At 44.3% G+C, this 14,663-nt stretch carries 14 protein-coding genes; 8 read left to right on the top strand and 6 right to left on the bottom strand.

Going from position 1 to position 14,663, the window contains the following annotated elements; all coding sequences use genetic code 11:
• Window positions 1-146: 146 nt before the first annotated feature.
• Complete coding sequence (locus tag RTL34_RS02080) at window positions 147-371, bottom strand: HP1242/YdcH family protein (protein WP_312114169.1); 225 nt, start codon at window positions 369-371, stop codon at window positions 147-149.
• A 338-nt stretch (window positions 372-709) separates the two neighbouring features.
• On the opposite strand from RTL34_RS02080, the gene ahpF reads away from it, so the two are divergent.
• The 6 genes from ahpF to RTL34_RS02050 all read left to right on the top strand — a co-directional run bounded on the left by ahpF (window position 710) and on the right by RTL34_RS02050 (window position 9,291).
• The gene (gene ahpF / locus RTL34_RS02075; protein ID WP_312114167.1) at window positions 710-2,293 is read left to right on the top strand and encodes an alkyl hydroperoxide reductase subunit F; all 1,584 of its coding nucleotides are present in this window, start codon (window positions 710-712) and stop codon (window positions 2,291-2,293) included.
• A 197-nt stretch (window positions 2,294-2,490) separates the two neighbouring features.
• Window positions 2,491-3,393: a 3-hydroxyacyl-CoA dehydrogenase gene (locus tag RTL34_RS02070; RefSeq protein WP_312114165.1), complete on the top strand. Its 903-nt coding sequence runs from the start codon at window positions 2,491-2,493 to the stop codon at window positions 3,391-3,393.
• Between the two features lie 165 nt (window positions 3,394-3,558).
• The gene (locus tag RTL34_RS02065) at window positions 3,559-6,489 is read left to right on the top strand and encodes a hypothetical protein (protein WP_312114163.1); all 2,931 of its coding nucleotides are present in this window, start codon (window positions 3,559-3,561) and stop codon (window positions 6,487-6,489) included.
• 118 nt (window positions 6,490-6,607) lie between these two features.
• Window positions 6,608-7,711, top strand: a complete 1,104-nt coding sequence (locus RTL34_RS02060; RefSeq protein ID WP_203171529.1) for a 4-phosphoerythronate dehydrogenase — start codon at window positions 6,608-6,610, stop codon at window positions 7,709-7,711.
• Window positions 7,712-7,818: 107 nt separating this feature from the next.
• Window positions 7,819-8,784 carry an EF-P lysine aminoacylase EpmA gene (epmA, locus tag RTL34_RS02055; protein ID WP_203171530.1) on the top strand — a complete coding sequence of 322 codons (966 nt, stop codon included), beginning with the start codon at window positions 7,819-7,821 and terminating at the stop codon, window positions 8,782-8,784.
• 30 nt (window positions 8,785-8,814) lie between these two features.
• Complete coding sequence (locus tag RTL34_RS02050; protein ID WP_203171531.1) at window positions 8,815-9,291, top strand: DMT family transporter; 477 nt, start codon at window positions 8,815-8,817, stop codon at window positions 9,289-9,291.
• A gap of 13 nt (window positions 9,292-9,304) precedes the next feature.
• Here RTL34_RS02050 and RTL34_RS02045 read toward each other — a convergent pair whose 3' ends face one another.
• The 5 genes from RTL34_RS02045 to RTL34_RS02025 all read right to left on the bottom strand — a co-directional run bounded on the left by RTL34_RS02045 (window position 9,305) and on the right by RTL34_RS02025 (window position 12,973).
• Window positions 9,305-9,988, bottom strand: a complete 684-nt coding sequence (locus RTL34_RS02045) for a hypothetical protein (protein WP_312114160.1) — start codon at window positions 9,986-9,988, stop codon at window positions 9,305-9,307.
• Between the two features lie 6 nt (window positions 9,989-9,994).
• Window positions 9,995-10,444 (bottom strand): YaiI/YqxD family protein, encoded by a 450-nt coding sequence (locus RTL34_RS02040; RefSeq protein WP_312114265.1) that lies wholly within the window; start codon window positions 10,442-10,444, stop codon window positions 9,995-9,997.
• Between the two features lie 30 nt (window positions 10,445-10,474).
• Window positions 10,475-10,807 (bottom strand): protein tyrosine phosphatase family protein, encoded by a 333-nt coding sequence (locus RTL34_RS02035; RefSeq protein ID WP_159374305.1) that lies wholly within the window; start codon window positions 10,805-10,807, stop codon window positions 10,475-10,477.
• A 63-nt stretch (window positions 10,808-10,870) separates the two neighbouring features.
• Window positions 10,871-12,586: a SulP family inorganic anion transporter gene (locus RTL34_RS02030; RefSeq protein WP_312114156.1), complete on the bottom strand. Its 1,716-nt coding sequence runs from the start codon at window positions 12,584-12,586 to the stop codon at window positions 10,871-10,873.
• Window positions 12,587-12,664: 78 nt separating this feature from the next.
• Window positions 12,665-12,973, bottom strand: a complete 309-nt coding sequence (locus RTL34_RS02025; RefSeq protein ID WP_257619619.1) for an ArsR/SmtB family transcription factor — start codon at window positions 12,971-12,973, stop codon at window positions 12,665-12,667.
• A 299-nt stretch (window positions 12,974-13,272) separates the two neighbouring features.
• Here RTL34_RS02025 and RTL34_RS02020 point away from each other — a divergent pair, with 299 nt between their 5' ends.
• Window positions 13,273-14,154, top strand: coding sequence for an MBL fold metallo-hydrolase (locus tag RTL34_RS02020; RefSeq protein ID WP_312114154.1), 882 nt, complete (start codon window positions 13,273-13,275; stop codon window positions 14,152-14,154).
• 18 nt (window positions 14,155-14,172) lie between these two features.
• Window positions 14,173-14,586 (top strand): YgaP family membrane protein, encoded by a 414-nt coding sequence (locus RTL34_RS02015; RefSeq protein ID WP_312114153.1) that lies wholly within the window; start codon window positions 14,173-14,175, stop codon window positions 14,584-14,586.
• Window positions 14,587-14,663: the final 77 nt, after the last annotated feature.

The following is a 14,663-nucleotide window of genomic DNA, read 5'->3' as shown; positions in this document are numbered from 1 at the left end:
TTGATTGGTTGATTGGTTGATTGGTTGATTGGTTGATTGGTTGATTGGTTGATTGGTTGATTGAACCATTAAGCTCGCTATCAATAGCAAAAGCCCTGTCACAACGAACAGGGCTTTAATCAATAAAATCGAACTTAGCTTAGAACTTATTTGTTTTTATTGTCTTCTAAGATTTTGTAGATTTCATCCTTTAATTGCAGTTTTTGTTTTTTTAATGCTTCAATTTCGTCGTCACGGCTGCCTGCTGTAACAGGATCTTTTTCTAGGTTAATGATTTGAGCATCTAATTCGTTGTGTTTATCAAATAATTTTTCAAAGTGTTTATCAGAAGTTTTTAGTTTGCTAATAAGTTCGCGATGTTCTGGAAACATAGTCCTTTCCTTTTTTTGGTTGTATGTGAAAAATAATGCAAAGGGTTCAACATATAAGACAAATTTGATTGAGTTAATATATTGCATTTGTCTTATTAGCATTGTAACTAAAAATCGCATGGTTGACTATACGCTAATCGGTAACAATTGGTGAGGGGGCAAAAGTTACACCATTAATGGACTGAAGTAATTTATGTATTAATATTTTGTTGTATAAGATAATAAACGTTTTGTTTTTTAAAACATAGCTATCAACTTTCTTAGATTGTCAAAGCCCACAAAAATCACAATAATAAGGTTAACACAATGACTTACCCAATAACTAGAAGGAAACTACCATGTTAGATCAAGGTTTATTAGATGCAGTAAAAAGTTATAGCGAACGTATGACTCGCCCGATTGAGTTTGTGTTGGGTGAGGGTGAACATGAACAGCGCGCTGAACTGGTGGATTTTTTGACCCAAATTGCAGGCACTACTGACAAGATTCGTTTGAGTCAACAATTCGATGCCAATCTATCACCGATGAGTTTTAAAATCCGTAGCCAAGACAAAGATACGGGTATCATTTTTAGTGGTATTCCAGGTGGTCACGAGTTTACCTCATTGATTTTGGCGATTTTACAATCTGGTGGTAGTGAGCTCAAACTTGACCCAGGTATTCAAAATATCATTAAGGCGATTAAACAGCCGCTAAAATTTGAAACTTTCGTCTCGTTGTCTTGCCACAACTGTCCAGACGTGGTGCAAGCGCTGAACCAATTTGCGTTACTCAATGACAACATCAGCAATGAAATGATTGATGGTGGTGTGTTCCAAGACATGATTAACGAGCGCAATATCCAAGGCGTACCTGCGGTATATTTAAATGGCAAACCTTTTGCCAATGGTAAAATTGACACTGCCAAACTCATCGAGAAACTGCAACAGCAATATCCAGATTTGATGAGTGCTGCAGCAGCAGCCGAACAGCTTGAGCAGCAAGATGTGACCATCATCGGTGGCGGACCTGCGGGCGTGGCGGCAGCCATTTATGTAGCACGTAAAGGCTTAAAAGTCACCATGGTGGCTGATCGTATCGGTGGGCAAGTGAAAGATACCCAAGATATCGAAAACTTGATTTCAATCCCATTGACCAATGGTAATGAATTATCTGCCAATTTTGTCAAACATATTACCGCTTATAGTATCACGGTCAAAGAAATGGTAAGCGTGACATCCATCACCGAAAATTCTGCACAAATAAATGAGCAAGGCGAGGATAAGCTAACCTACCAAATTACGCTCAATACCGGTGAAAGTTTTAGCACTCGTGCGATTATCGTAGCGACGGGGGCAAAATGGCGTAAGCTTAACATCAAAGGTGAAGACGAAAATATCGGTAGTGGCGTCGCGTATTGTCCGCACTGTGATGGTCCGTTCTTTAAAGGCAAAGACGTGGCAGTTGTGGGCGGTGGTAACTCAGGGATTGAAGCGGCAATTGACTTGGCAGGCATTGTCAAACACGTGACAGTGTTAGAATTTGCTGACACGCTCAAAGCAGACCAAGTATTGATTAATAAAGCCAAAGAGCGCGATAATATTGATATCATGACAGGTGTAGCGAGCCAAGAGGTCAAAGCAACTGCTGGTAAAGTCAGTTCGCTAATTTACCAAGACCGTACCACCGGTGAAAACAAAGAATTGCCCCTATCTGCTATCTTTGTGCAAATCGGACTGGTGCCAAACTCGGAAGTGGTCAAAGATTTGGTACAGGTGACCAAATTTGGTGAAATCGAAATCAATGAGAAATGCCAAACCAACAAACCCGGAATTTTTGCCTGTGGTGATGTCACTACCGTGCCATTTAAGCAAATTAATATTGCGATGGGCGAAGGTAGTAAAGCGGCGCTCAGTGCGTTTGAATACCTCATGTTGCAATAATTTTTTAGTTATTTTTCAAAAAAAGCCAAACGTCATAGTTTGGCTTTTTTTTGGCGGGCAATTTTTTTTGGCGAGTAACTTTTTTTGGCGGCTAATATGGTATTGCCTTGTCAGTCTATATTGGCGAGGTAGGCATACTACCCAAAATCCGCTACAATAACTTGCAAACTATTAATAGCGATTTAAAGGAATAAATCATGACAACAGCAAATACTTCATCCATTAAGCAGGTTACGGTAGCCGGCGGCGGCGTATTGGGTTCTCAAATCGCCATGCAAAACGCCTTTTTTGGCTTTAACGTCACAATCTTTGATAAAGAACCCGAAAAGGTGAAAGAGCGCATCGCAAAACTCATGCCCATCTACGCCAAATTCTATGACAAAAGCCCAGCACAAGCCCAAGTAATCACCGATGCGATTCGCTATGTGACTGACTTAGGCGAAGCAGTGGCAGAGGCTGATTTGGTCATCGAAGCTTTACCAGAAGTCCTTGATATCAAAAATGAATTTTATAAGGCGCTGGCAAAGGTAGCCCCAAGCCACACGATTTTTGCCAGTAACAGCTCAACGTTGATTCCTAGCCAAATGGTCGAGGCTACAGGTCGTCCTGATAAATTTTTGGCGTTACACTTTGCCAACCGTATCTGGGTGAACAACACCGCAGAAGTCATGGGCTCAGCGCATACCGACCCGGCAGTATTTGACAGCATTGTTGCTTATGCCAAAGCCATCGGCATGGTGGCGTTACCACTCAATAAAGAACAGCCTGGCTATATCTTAAATACCCTATTGGTGCCTTTTTTAAATGCCGGCATGCACTTGTATGCCAATGACATTGCCGATCCCCACACAGTCGATAAAACTTGGATGATTGGCACAGGTGCACCGATGGGACCGTTTGCCATGATGGATATCATAGGGGTTAATACCATTGTTAATATCAGCCAGCAAAAAGCCAAAACAGGCTCAAAAACTGCCGAGCGATTTATCCAAAAACTGCAAACCGAACTGATCGATAAAGGTCGCACAGGGTTTGAAGTGGGGAAAGGTTTTTATGATTATCCAAACCCGGCTTATAAAGACCCTGATTTTTTAAAATAAGCCTCAAAAAAGTTTAAAAGTCAGTATTTAAAAGTCAGTAGATGACAAAAGCCCATTGACCCAACATGGGCTTTGTTTTTTTATTGCGGCAGCACCCACGGCTAGCACTTGCCAAAGCCAACAATTTACCCCAAAATGATAAAAAATTGTTGCCAAAAACCCCCGATGAAGCCGACCACCGCCCAACAAGTCAACACCTTATTATATTATTTGCAGACCAAGCAGACACCGCCGTTTGAGATCCTGTTTTGGGAAAACTTGCAAAAGATTGACTTTGATTATTCAGCCAACAGCCTACAACAGCTCAGTCGGTTTTTTGCAGCAATGGCAAAACGCCACATTCAATTGCCACAATTATTGGCAAACCAAAGCGGGGAAGCGTTTGTGGTAGCGCTCGCCGCCTATATTGCAGACTATTTAGCCAAAACCACCGGGCAACCGATTGCTTGGTATGACTATGACAGGATGTCAGCACAACTGGCACGGCAAAATAAGTACCCCATCCAGTCACAGTTACCTGCCGATTTTTACGCGTCACTCACCGCGCACATCGGGCACAAAGTCTATTGCCAACCGCTTAAGCTATTACCAGATTTGCTGCAGGGTAAGGATGTGTTGCCACAGTTTATTGCCCAGATGACGCAGACCGTGTATCAGCAATCGCAAGTCAACTTATTACAATCGCCTGAGGCGGTGTGTCGGGGCTATTTGGCAAAAGTGAAAACAGGCAAACTACAAGACGACGCTATCGCATTTTCTACCTATCTGGCAGCGGTGAATTTTGATTATAGCCGTGATAGTTTGGTGCAAATTGATGAGGCATTATCGGCTATCCAGCAGGCGTTTGGGTTTACGCAAGCGGATTATCTGGACTTTTTGCAAGACGCCTCACGTCAAGCATTTTGCTATTTGCTGGGGTTTTATATTGGCGTGACGAGCAGTCGCTTGGCCAATGCGCCCGTGCGCTGGGTATCTTTTGCCCAGATGTATGACAGCTTGGGCGAGACGTTTGCTGAATGCCTTGAGCATAGTTTTGTGCTGCTGTTTGAGGACTGCTATCGCACGCCAATGCTGGTAGTGACCAATCGGTTATTTGGACTTGCTAGCAGTTTTCCGACTACCGCTGCTGAGTTTGCCGATATTTTACAACGGCAAAATGCAGGTCACCTAGCGGTTTATCCTTATCAAGACGCTGTGAGCGCTACCGCTGACTTGCCAGCGCATTGGACGTCAGCCATGCAGGCGGCGGGTGCGTTGGTGGCATCTGTGCTATCAAGGTTATCACAAGGTCAGCCGATTTTACCTTCTGTCTATCAAGCCCATAGCAGCGACAATACAGGGGATGAATTAACCGCATTTAATCCATCCAATATTGCGCTGTTATCTCCTAGCGATACGGATTTAGATACAGCCACAGATACAGACACAGACACGGTGATTGATAGCCTCTACCAAACGCTGCATCAAAACCCACAATTAGCCCCCATAATCGTAGGCTGTTTTGATAGCTATACCAATTTGCCGATGGGGCGTACTGAAGGGGTGGTCATTGAAATATGGGTGTATGAAAACCCTCGCTTACAGTTGCAGCTTGTGTTGCCGTATCAGTCTGCCAATAATTGGCACAGTCTAAAAATTTATCCGTTAGTCAGTCATCAAAACGGCGCACAAACAGCGCTTACATCCGAACAAATAGCTGCATTAACCACTCACTTTTACCAAGCACTGCTAAGCACACCTTCAACACAAAATACCGCGGTCAAAACGCTGTGGCAAGATGCCTATGTCAATCAACTTGATAGTTGGGTATTGCCGCCCAAAGATCAGCGTATCCAGCAACAAAACGCGCAGCTGGTGACGCATTTTGATTTTGCGCTATTGCCGATACTCGATAATCAAGCCAATGTGAATATGGCAGTTTTTGACTATAGCAGCATTGATTGGCGCGGGTTTGATTTGGCAAAACATATTTTGCAAGCCAGCCACCACGAACAAAGCTATTTGCAGGTATATGTCAGTGATAACTTGATTAAAGATGAGCTGTATCGGCAAGTAGAAGCGACTGAAGATTTATATCGCTATGGCAAAGTGGTGTGGGGTGTCGTAATAAAATCTGATGCGGCGTTAACCGAGCCTATGTCAGAAGAAGAACGCGACACGCCTTTTGCCAACCATCGGGTTAGTTGTGCCGACATTTTGTTTGATCCAAGCGGGCAAGCAAGGGTAGAAGACTTGCAAGCCAAGGCAAGTCAATTAATGGATGCGGTTGGTACAGTCAATCAGCCGCCAAATACTCCACCTGACGTGGCGTTTTATCAATTACATTGCCAAGACCACACATCTAGGGTATTTAATTTGGCTTATCCAGCCAGTATCGCAGCGACAAACTATCGGATAACTACCAGTTGGATTTGGCGGCGTCATTTGCCCAATGGCATGTTATCAAACAGCATAGTGCCCATTATCATTCATACTACTGCTTACCAAAATAAAGCCGAGCAGGGCGAAATTATGGTATTGCCTAGCCAATTATGGGATAAAGCCTATTATCATTACTGGCTAAGCTTGGCTTATGAGCAATTTGGGCAAGATTATGATTTACTTCCCTATATCCACTGGCAGCAAAAATACGCACAGGATAGCACCGATGCCGCAACCCAAAAGCGGCTATGGCCAAAATTTAAACCCAATCGAGCATCCAATCGAGCACCTAGCCGACAACAAAGTTCAGCTATCGTGTTGTCAGACAAGCTAGAAAACCCCATGTCAGCTACTGCTAAGCAACAGGGCAGTATGCAACAAGCGACTATTCAACAAGCCACTATTCAACAAACGACTGGGCAAAAACTTGCTGATGTGAAGCCAACTTTACAGCCATCGATAGAGTCAACATCACAGGTAGCCCAGACACCAAAAGCGCCGCCACCAGCCTCACTATCCAATGAATTGACGCAGCAACTCATGAATGACAAGCTGCGCTTACAAACCCAATTATCCACCAAAGATACAGCAAAAGATAAAAAACTCCTGGTGATTGCTCTCGGTGGGATGCTTGTTTTGATCATCTTGGTGATACTGGTCAAAATAATGCGATAAATTTGCCCAATTTTTATTTGAAAAAAGTCAGCATACACATCAAAAGGTCATAAAAATTTGTTATGCTAACGGTCTGTAAGTTGGATTATGACAACAAAAAGAAAGATAGGGATACAATATGAAAATTATTGCTGATGGCAATATTGCTCATTTAAGCGATTTTTTTAATGAACACACTTTAGGGCGACCCATCGAATTGATTGCGATGGCAGGGCGTGAGATTGACGCGGCTGTGATAGATGAGTATCAGCCTGATATTTTGCTGGTACGTTCCGTCACGCCTGTCAACAAGCTGTTATTAGACAACAATAAAAGCGTCAAATTTGTCGGTAGTGCCACCATCGGCATCGACCATGTCGATGTGGAGTACCTCGCCAAGCGCGGTATCATTTTTGCCCATGCCGCTGGCTGTAGTAAGCATTCGGTTGCACAATATGTGGTGGCAGCGATTGCCAATTTGCGCCCTGATTATTTATTCAAACCCATCAACCTTGGCATTATTGGGGTGGGCAATATCGGTAATACGCTAGCGCAATATGCGATTTCCTATGGCTGGAATGTGCTGGGCTATGACCCACTCAAACCACCGTCGGTGGTGAACAACGCCAAACTTGAAACTGTGCTGCAAGAAAGCAATGTGATTAGCTTTCACGTACCGCTGACGCATGCGCACAACAGCTCATATCCCACCCATCACGACTATCTGATGACCCAAGCGCGTTGGCAAACCGTATCCGACACTGCCATCATCATCAATACCTCGCGCGGTGCAGTCCTCGGTCGTGATGATATTGTCGCAAGCCCGAATGTGTGTGTACTCGATGTGTTTGAACACGAGCCCAATATCGATGCAGAGCTGCTCAAAGCCTGTAGTATCGTCACCCCGCATATCGCAGGTTATACCCTAGAAGGCAAACTTAGGGGCACACAGTTTGTCTACAATGCCTTATGCAAATATTTACAGGTTGCCCCAACGGTTGATTTTCATACCTTGATGCCAGCTGAAGTGCCGCTGTTTCAAAAAGTGCATAACCCACTCAAAGACCACGAGCGCCATCAACTGCTCAATAAAATTCCTGTGATGTATGATATCAAAGCCGATGACAAGCGTTTACGTAGTGTGGCAAACGCAAACGGTGATATTGAAGGCAAAGACTTTGATAACCTGCGTAAAAACTACCCGCTGCGCCGTGAATGGCAATCATACGTGTTTAAAATTTGATAAAAATGTTCACCATGACATAAAGCAAAAATAGCCAGTATGGGAAAATACTAGCTATTTTTTTTGGGTCTGCTAATATTGTCGCAAATCCATCTATCCAAACTGCTATGTCAACCACTTATCAACCTACTTGCACCCTACAAACCGCCCAAGCCCGTGCTGCGATGTACGCCACCATTCGCCAGTTTTTTGCCGAGCGACAGGTGCTAGAAGTGCAAACCCCAGTGATGTCACAGGCGGGCAATACCGATATATTTTTGCAATCCGTCTCTAGCAATGTCACTGTGGCCGACCATCCAACAACCTATTATCTGCACACCTCACCCGAATTTGCCATGAAGCGTCTATTGGCAGCTTGGCAAGTACCGATGTACCAAATTTGCCCCGTGTTTCGCGACAACGAAATTGGCAGCCGCCACAACATTGAATTTACCATGCTCGAATGGTACCGTCCCAATTTTAGTTTGGATGAACTGGCAAAAGAAACCAATGATTTGGTGTCCGCGGTACTCGGCTATCCGGTGATTTTTGACCATTATCGCTATGTGGATGCCTTTATGGATTTTGTCAAAATTCATCCCTTCAATGCCAGTTGCGATACCCTCAAAGCCATCGCCAAAGATAATGATCTTAACATTGATTTGGGGGAGGATCACCAAGGCTGGTTAGATTTATTATTTAGTCATTTGGTGGAACCTAATTTGGGAAAAGCGCTACCGACACTCATCTACGATTATCCTGTCGCCACTGCCGCCCTCGCCAAGACAGTCACAGACAAAGATGGCAATCGGGTGGCGAGACGCTTTGAGCTGTATATCAATGGTCTTGAAATCGCCAACGCGTATGATGAGCTGGCTGACGGACAGGCGCTGCGTCTGCGCTTTGATGAAGATAATGTGGCGCGTAAAAAACGCGGGCTACCTGTGATGCCAATTGATGAGAACCTGCTGGCAGCTTGTGATGCCCTGCCAGCTTGTAGTGGCATTGCGCTTGGCATCGATCGACTGCTGATGATTAAAACGGGCAAAACCCATATCCGCGATGTCATCGCTTTACCCACCCCTCACGCCTAACAGCAGTGAACTCAAAAAATAGGAATTGATATGAAACTTTGGCATTTATTTTTGGGGCTGGTGGCAGGCTTGGGCATCCCGATTCAAGCAGCGATTAATACTAGATTGGGCGCAATGTTTGGTGGTCAACCGCTAATGGCCGCATTCGTATCGTTTACGGTTGGCGCACTATTATTATTGGTGTCTTTGCTATTTGTCGATTGGCAAGCGGTGCAATCGGGTCTATCAGACATGCAAATCAGTGACTGGTGGAAATGGCTTGGCGGTGCGCTGGGCGCGTTTTTTGTCTTTGCGTCGATTTTTTTAGCGCCAAAAATCGGTGTTACCAATACGGTGTTTTTGTTTATTTTAGGTCAGCTGGTCATGGGCATGGTGGTGGATAGTTTGGGTTTATTTGGTATGCCTGTGAAAACCCTACATTGGAGTAAATTTTTGGGGATTGTATTGATGCTGGTGGGCGTATCGTTTTTTATGTTTGGACAAAAATGGTTTGTTAAGTCGTCATAAGGCTATTTTTAGGTCAATGTTCAAATCCAATCACTAATTGCTGGATGTAGTCATTGAATTTGTGTTCATCTTGCGAACCAATCATAAAGGCATTGGGAATAGACTCATCCATACCCAATAACATCACTACGCCAAAATCCTCAGCTTGAAAATAGCGCTCATGCGGCTGCCGCAGTTCGGTAATTTCATTGGCGATATGCTGTAATTTTTCATTCAAATCGGCTGGAATTGACCGTCCATCAAAATCATAAATTTGGGCATGGTGTTTTAATCCCCCATTGACGCCATTAATAATCGCTTGCGCCAGTAAGAACTCCGCTAACGGTAATTCATCAAACCAATGAATTTCGCTTTGTTCAATCGCATCAAAGTTGCGGCTCATTTGCACCATCGGGTTATGCTGCTTTTTTGGGCTTAGGGCATCTATATGAATGCCCCAAACGGCATCATCATCGCAGGTTTTGCCAATGACGAGATGGTCGCCCAAGCGTTCTAACGGCAATAAGCAAAGGTGATTAAAGCCACTATTGAGACTAGCAATATTGCCTAAAGCCAATAAATAATGATACAAACCTGCAGATAATTGAACGCCCAAGGCCTGCTCATTTTGCTCAATCATCGCCTGACTGACACCCAGCGGTTCGGAGTGATTTTCCAGTTGATACAATAACTTAATAGCACTAATAGGGTTTAGCATAATCAACTAGCGAATCCAAGCGTTCAAAATATTGGCAAAGGCTTGTTTGTCTTTGTCACTATAGGGCGCTTGTCCGCCTTGCTGTGAAGGTTCTAACATGCCCGTACTGCGCATGGTATCCATAAAATCGCGCATATTAAGCTTTTGCTTGATGTTGTCTTTGTCATACACAAAACCGCGAGAGGTGACTACCTTGGCGCCTTTTTCAATGCAGTCATTGGCAAGTGGGATATCGCTTGTGATGACCACATCACCCGCCACACACTGCGCTGCGATATAGTCATCCGCTTTATCAAAACCGCCTTCGACCACTGTCATCTGCAAAACTGGCAACCGCGGTAAAGCAATGGCACGATTGGCGACAAAAATCGTGGTCGTCTGCGTGCGCTCCGCGGCTTTGATGATGATTTGCTTGGCAATATTGGGAATTGCGTCAGCGTCTATCCACAGGGTAATTTTTGCTGTCATGGCTTTCACTAAAAAGGTTTAGTCGTCTAGCAAATCAAGCTGTTTGGCAGATTGGAATAATACGTTTGAGCGGTTGCCCGAACGGCAGAACATAAACACGGGTTTTTCTGCTTGATTAAAAATCTCGGCAAACTGTTCAACTTGCTCACGGGTTAATTGACCACCAACGACCGGTAGATAATGATAGGCGAGCCCTGCTTGCTGTGCTTTAGTAGCGATATCCGTTTGCAGCGGTTGGTTGGGTTCTTCACCATCTGGGCGGTTATTGATAATGGTTTTAAAGCCCTGCGCCCCGATTTTGTCAACTTGCTGTGGCTCAATTTGACCATAAAAAACAGTATTTTTTGGCATGTTGTGTTTCCTTATAAAGTTAGCGTTGATTATTCATGTTTTTACTGACTGCGACAAGTATATTTATTGGGTTAATTGTTTAACCGCTTGTTGCGTACTTAAAAATACCTTGCCTGTTAATTTTTGAATCACATCGGTTTTTTCAATCACATCCATCACAGGCCCTTTGACTTCCGAAAAATGTAGGGCGATAGCTTGAGCTGCCAAATTTTGGTTTAAATTGATGAGCATATCTTGTGCCGTCAAATCGATATGATTGACTGCCGATAACATCAGTACCAGATTTTTAGTCTGTGAATGACTGGCAATCGCTTGCTCAATAAACTGTAGTACGGACTGGGCATTACCATAAAACAGGCTTTCATCAATGCGAATGATCAACAAATCATCAAACTGGGTCACTGCATGGCGTGCAACATTACGAAAATGCCCGGTATCACCAATTTGACCCACAATCGCGATATGCGGGTGGCTGGTTTGCCAAATCAAGCCTGCAAAGGAGGCAAACAGCCCCAGCACCAAGCCAATATTTAGCCCAAACAATAACACACCTGTGAGCGCCACACCAAATGCCAGCGCATCGAGTTTGTCATAGCGCAGCGCTTGCTTGAGCGTTTGCACATCAATCAGGCTGATAATCACTGACATGATCGTAGCGCCCAATATGGCATAGGGCAGTGGCTCTAAAGTCTGGCTAAAAAACAGCAATACCAATGCCATCACCAGTACCGATAACATACTGGCAAGGGGGCTTTGCGCGCCCGCATCGACATTTACCGCGGTGCGTGAGAAGCCACCGACAATGGTAAACGACTGAAAAAACGCACCTGCGATATTGGCAAAACCCAACCCTTTGAGTTCCAGATTAGCATCGTAAGCTTCATGGCGTTGTCGGGCAAATGAGCTGGCAACCGAGTTGCTAGAGACAAACGCAATCAGCGCCATCAATCCGGCTGCAGGTAATAAATTAATGAGTTCAACGGGCGAAATCTGATAAAACGGCAGCACAAAATGCGGCAAACCACTGGGTACATCCGCCACCGTGCGAATACCGATAGCGGCAAAGTTGCCAACTTGACTGGCGATAATACCGATTGCCAGCACCGCAAGGGGTAACATACGCGTGATGACCTCAATGACTTTGGCAGCCAATAAAGGCTTGAGCCAAGTTTTAAGATAATAGCGGTTGATAAACAGTACGGTGAATGCCGCAACACCGACCATCAAGGTGGGCACGTGCAACTCACGGCGATGAAACAAAAAGGTTTCAACATTCTCTAGCAGTGAATTGCCACTGATCGCGATACCCGTCACATATTTGATTTGTCCGACCAAAATCAAAATTGCCGCGCCACTAATAAACCCTGCCGTCACGCCACGGCTAATAAACTGGGTAATCCAGCCGAGCCGAAACACGCTTGCTAGCCATAATAGTGCCCCTGTTATCAGCGCCAAAAACGACGCCATAATGGCATAATGCATGGGCGGTAATTCGTTATAGGGCTGCAGCGCTTGTGCGGTCATAATCGCCGTAATCGCCACAGGACCGACGGCGTTGACCGAGCTTGCGCCAATCCACGCATACACCAGTACCGGCACAATCGCTGAATATAACCCATATACAGGGGGCAAACCCGACAGCATGGCATAGCCCAAACTTTGCGGAATCACCAAAATACCCACGATAACACCCGCCAACAAATCTTGACTGAGATTTGCCTTGTTATAGTGCGTTACCCAGTGGGGTAAGCGTCGCAAGTTGGCTAAATGTAATGGCAAGGTGGTTATCCCGATACAGTGGTTATTCCAATAAATTAGCGTCCAATAAATTGGCAGACTGGTTAACTTTAGATTTAATTATTTTGTCTGACAAAAGCGATCATACAGTACATTGAGGATTGCTAAGGCATCGTCACTGGCGACTGAATAATAGATTTGTTTGCCCTCGCGGCGGGTGTTGACCAAACCATCTTTACGCAAAATCCCCAATTGCTGCGACAGACTTGGTTGACCCAGTCCCACTTTCTCTTCAAGCTGGCTCACACAATGCTCACCTTGCGTCAATTGACACAGCAGCATCAAGCGGTCAGGATGAGATAACGACTTTAACAACTGGCTGGCTTTTCCTGCAGCAGCGTGCATTTGATCGAGCATGGTTGCATCCATCGACACAGGCGCATCGGACTGCGGTTCGGCAATTTCAAACATGACTTTCCCCCCAAGGTATTTTGATGGCTAATACGCAATGCCTGATACTAAGTGCTGCTACCATCAAACTTATCACATAATTTTAAAATAAATAAACGTTTGTGCCAATACAATATATTGAATAACATATTATAAAATAATATAATGAATTGAGCAACGCCTTTCAATGCGGCTATTATACAAAAGTATAAAGTGTTTTTTCAGTTGAAATTGCCATAAAGATATGCCAAAAGCGTTTTTAGATAACAGGAAAACTTATGAACATTCATTCTTTTTTAGACAACGACACTGAAACTTTTACCCACGTCCTAGTCGATACAGCTAGCAAACACTGTGCCATCATCGACCCAGTATTGGATTTTGACGCCGCAGCCGGCAAAATTAGCTATGACAATGCCAATAACATCATTGGGTTTGTCAAATCACAAGGGTTGACCTTGGACTATATCATCGAAACCCACGCCCATGCCGATCATTTATCGTCCGCGCCTTATATCAAGGCGCAATTAGGCGGTAAAATAGTGATGGGTAAATATATCGATAAGGTGCAAAAAACCTTTAAAACCATTTTTAACTTTGACGAACTAGCCACCGATGCCAGTCAATTTGATATTTTGACTGAGGAAGGCAGCGAGCTAAAACTGGGTGATTTGAGCATTACAGCCATGCATGTACCGGGTCATACCCCTGCCGATATGGCTTATAAAGTGACGGATAAAAGCGCAGGCAATGAAAAAATTGCGGTATTCGTCGGTGATACTATTTTTGCCCCTGATGTCGGCTCTGCACGCTGTGACTTTCCCCATGGTAGTGCCGAGGATTTGTATGATTCGATTCAGCGTTTATTAGTCTTGCCCGATGATACCCTGCTGTATCTTTGCCATGATTATCCACCCAAGGGTGGGCGTGAGCATATCGCAACGGTTTATGTAGGTGAGCAAAAATTACGCAACATTCATGTCAAACAAGGCACGTCTAAAGCAGAGTTTGTACGAATGCGTAACCAACGTGACAAAACACTTGCAATGCCACGTTTGATTTTGCCATCAGTACAAGTTAACATCAATGCAGGTGAATTGCCAAAACCAGAAGACAATGGCGTTCGCTACCTTAAAATTCCCTTAAATCAATTATCATAAAATAAGGAAGAATAATAAATGAAAACCAATGTGGGCAACAAAGAGCGTATCGCGCGCGTGATTGCGGGTCTTGCAATCTTAAAATCGTCAAAATCAAAAAAAATGAAATTATTAGCCCTAGCGCCTTTAATATCAGGGGCGACAGGTCATTGTCCTTGTTATAGCAAGCTTGGCATCAATACCGCCAAATCAGCAGCAGATAGCAAAAAGCATTCTAAAGCGCGATCCAAAGACCATGCGAAAGATAGCGCTGATGACAAAAGCACAGTGATTGACAGCGTCATGCAAACAGCTGAAACCTTAAAAGAGACAGTTCAAGAAAAAGCAGCCACGCTTAAAGAGACTGCTCATGAAAAAATAGAAGAACTTGCAGAAGCCAAGAAAGCTGACGATGCAGACAAGGCGGAAAAGTCAGAAAAAAAAGAGGCTTAATCTAGGCGGCTTTAATTTAAGCGAATGTGACATTCGTTATAGCCTAATAAAAGACTGAGAAAAGGCATCCGTTTGGG

It is taken from the genome of Moraxella sp. CTOTU47915 (genome assembly GCF_031986685.1).
Taxonomy (GTDB): domain Bacteria; phylum Pseudomonadota; class Gammaproteobacteria; order Pseudomonadales; family Moraxellaceae; genus Faucicola; species Faucicola tetraodonis.
Note: the sequence above shows the minus strand (reverse complement) of the source record. Positions and strands in the feature narration are given on the sequence as shown.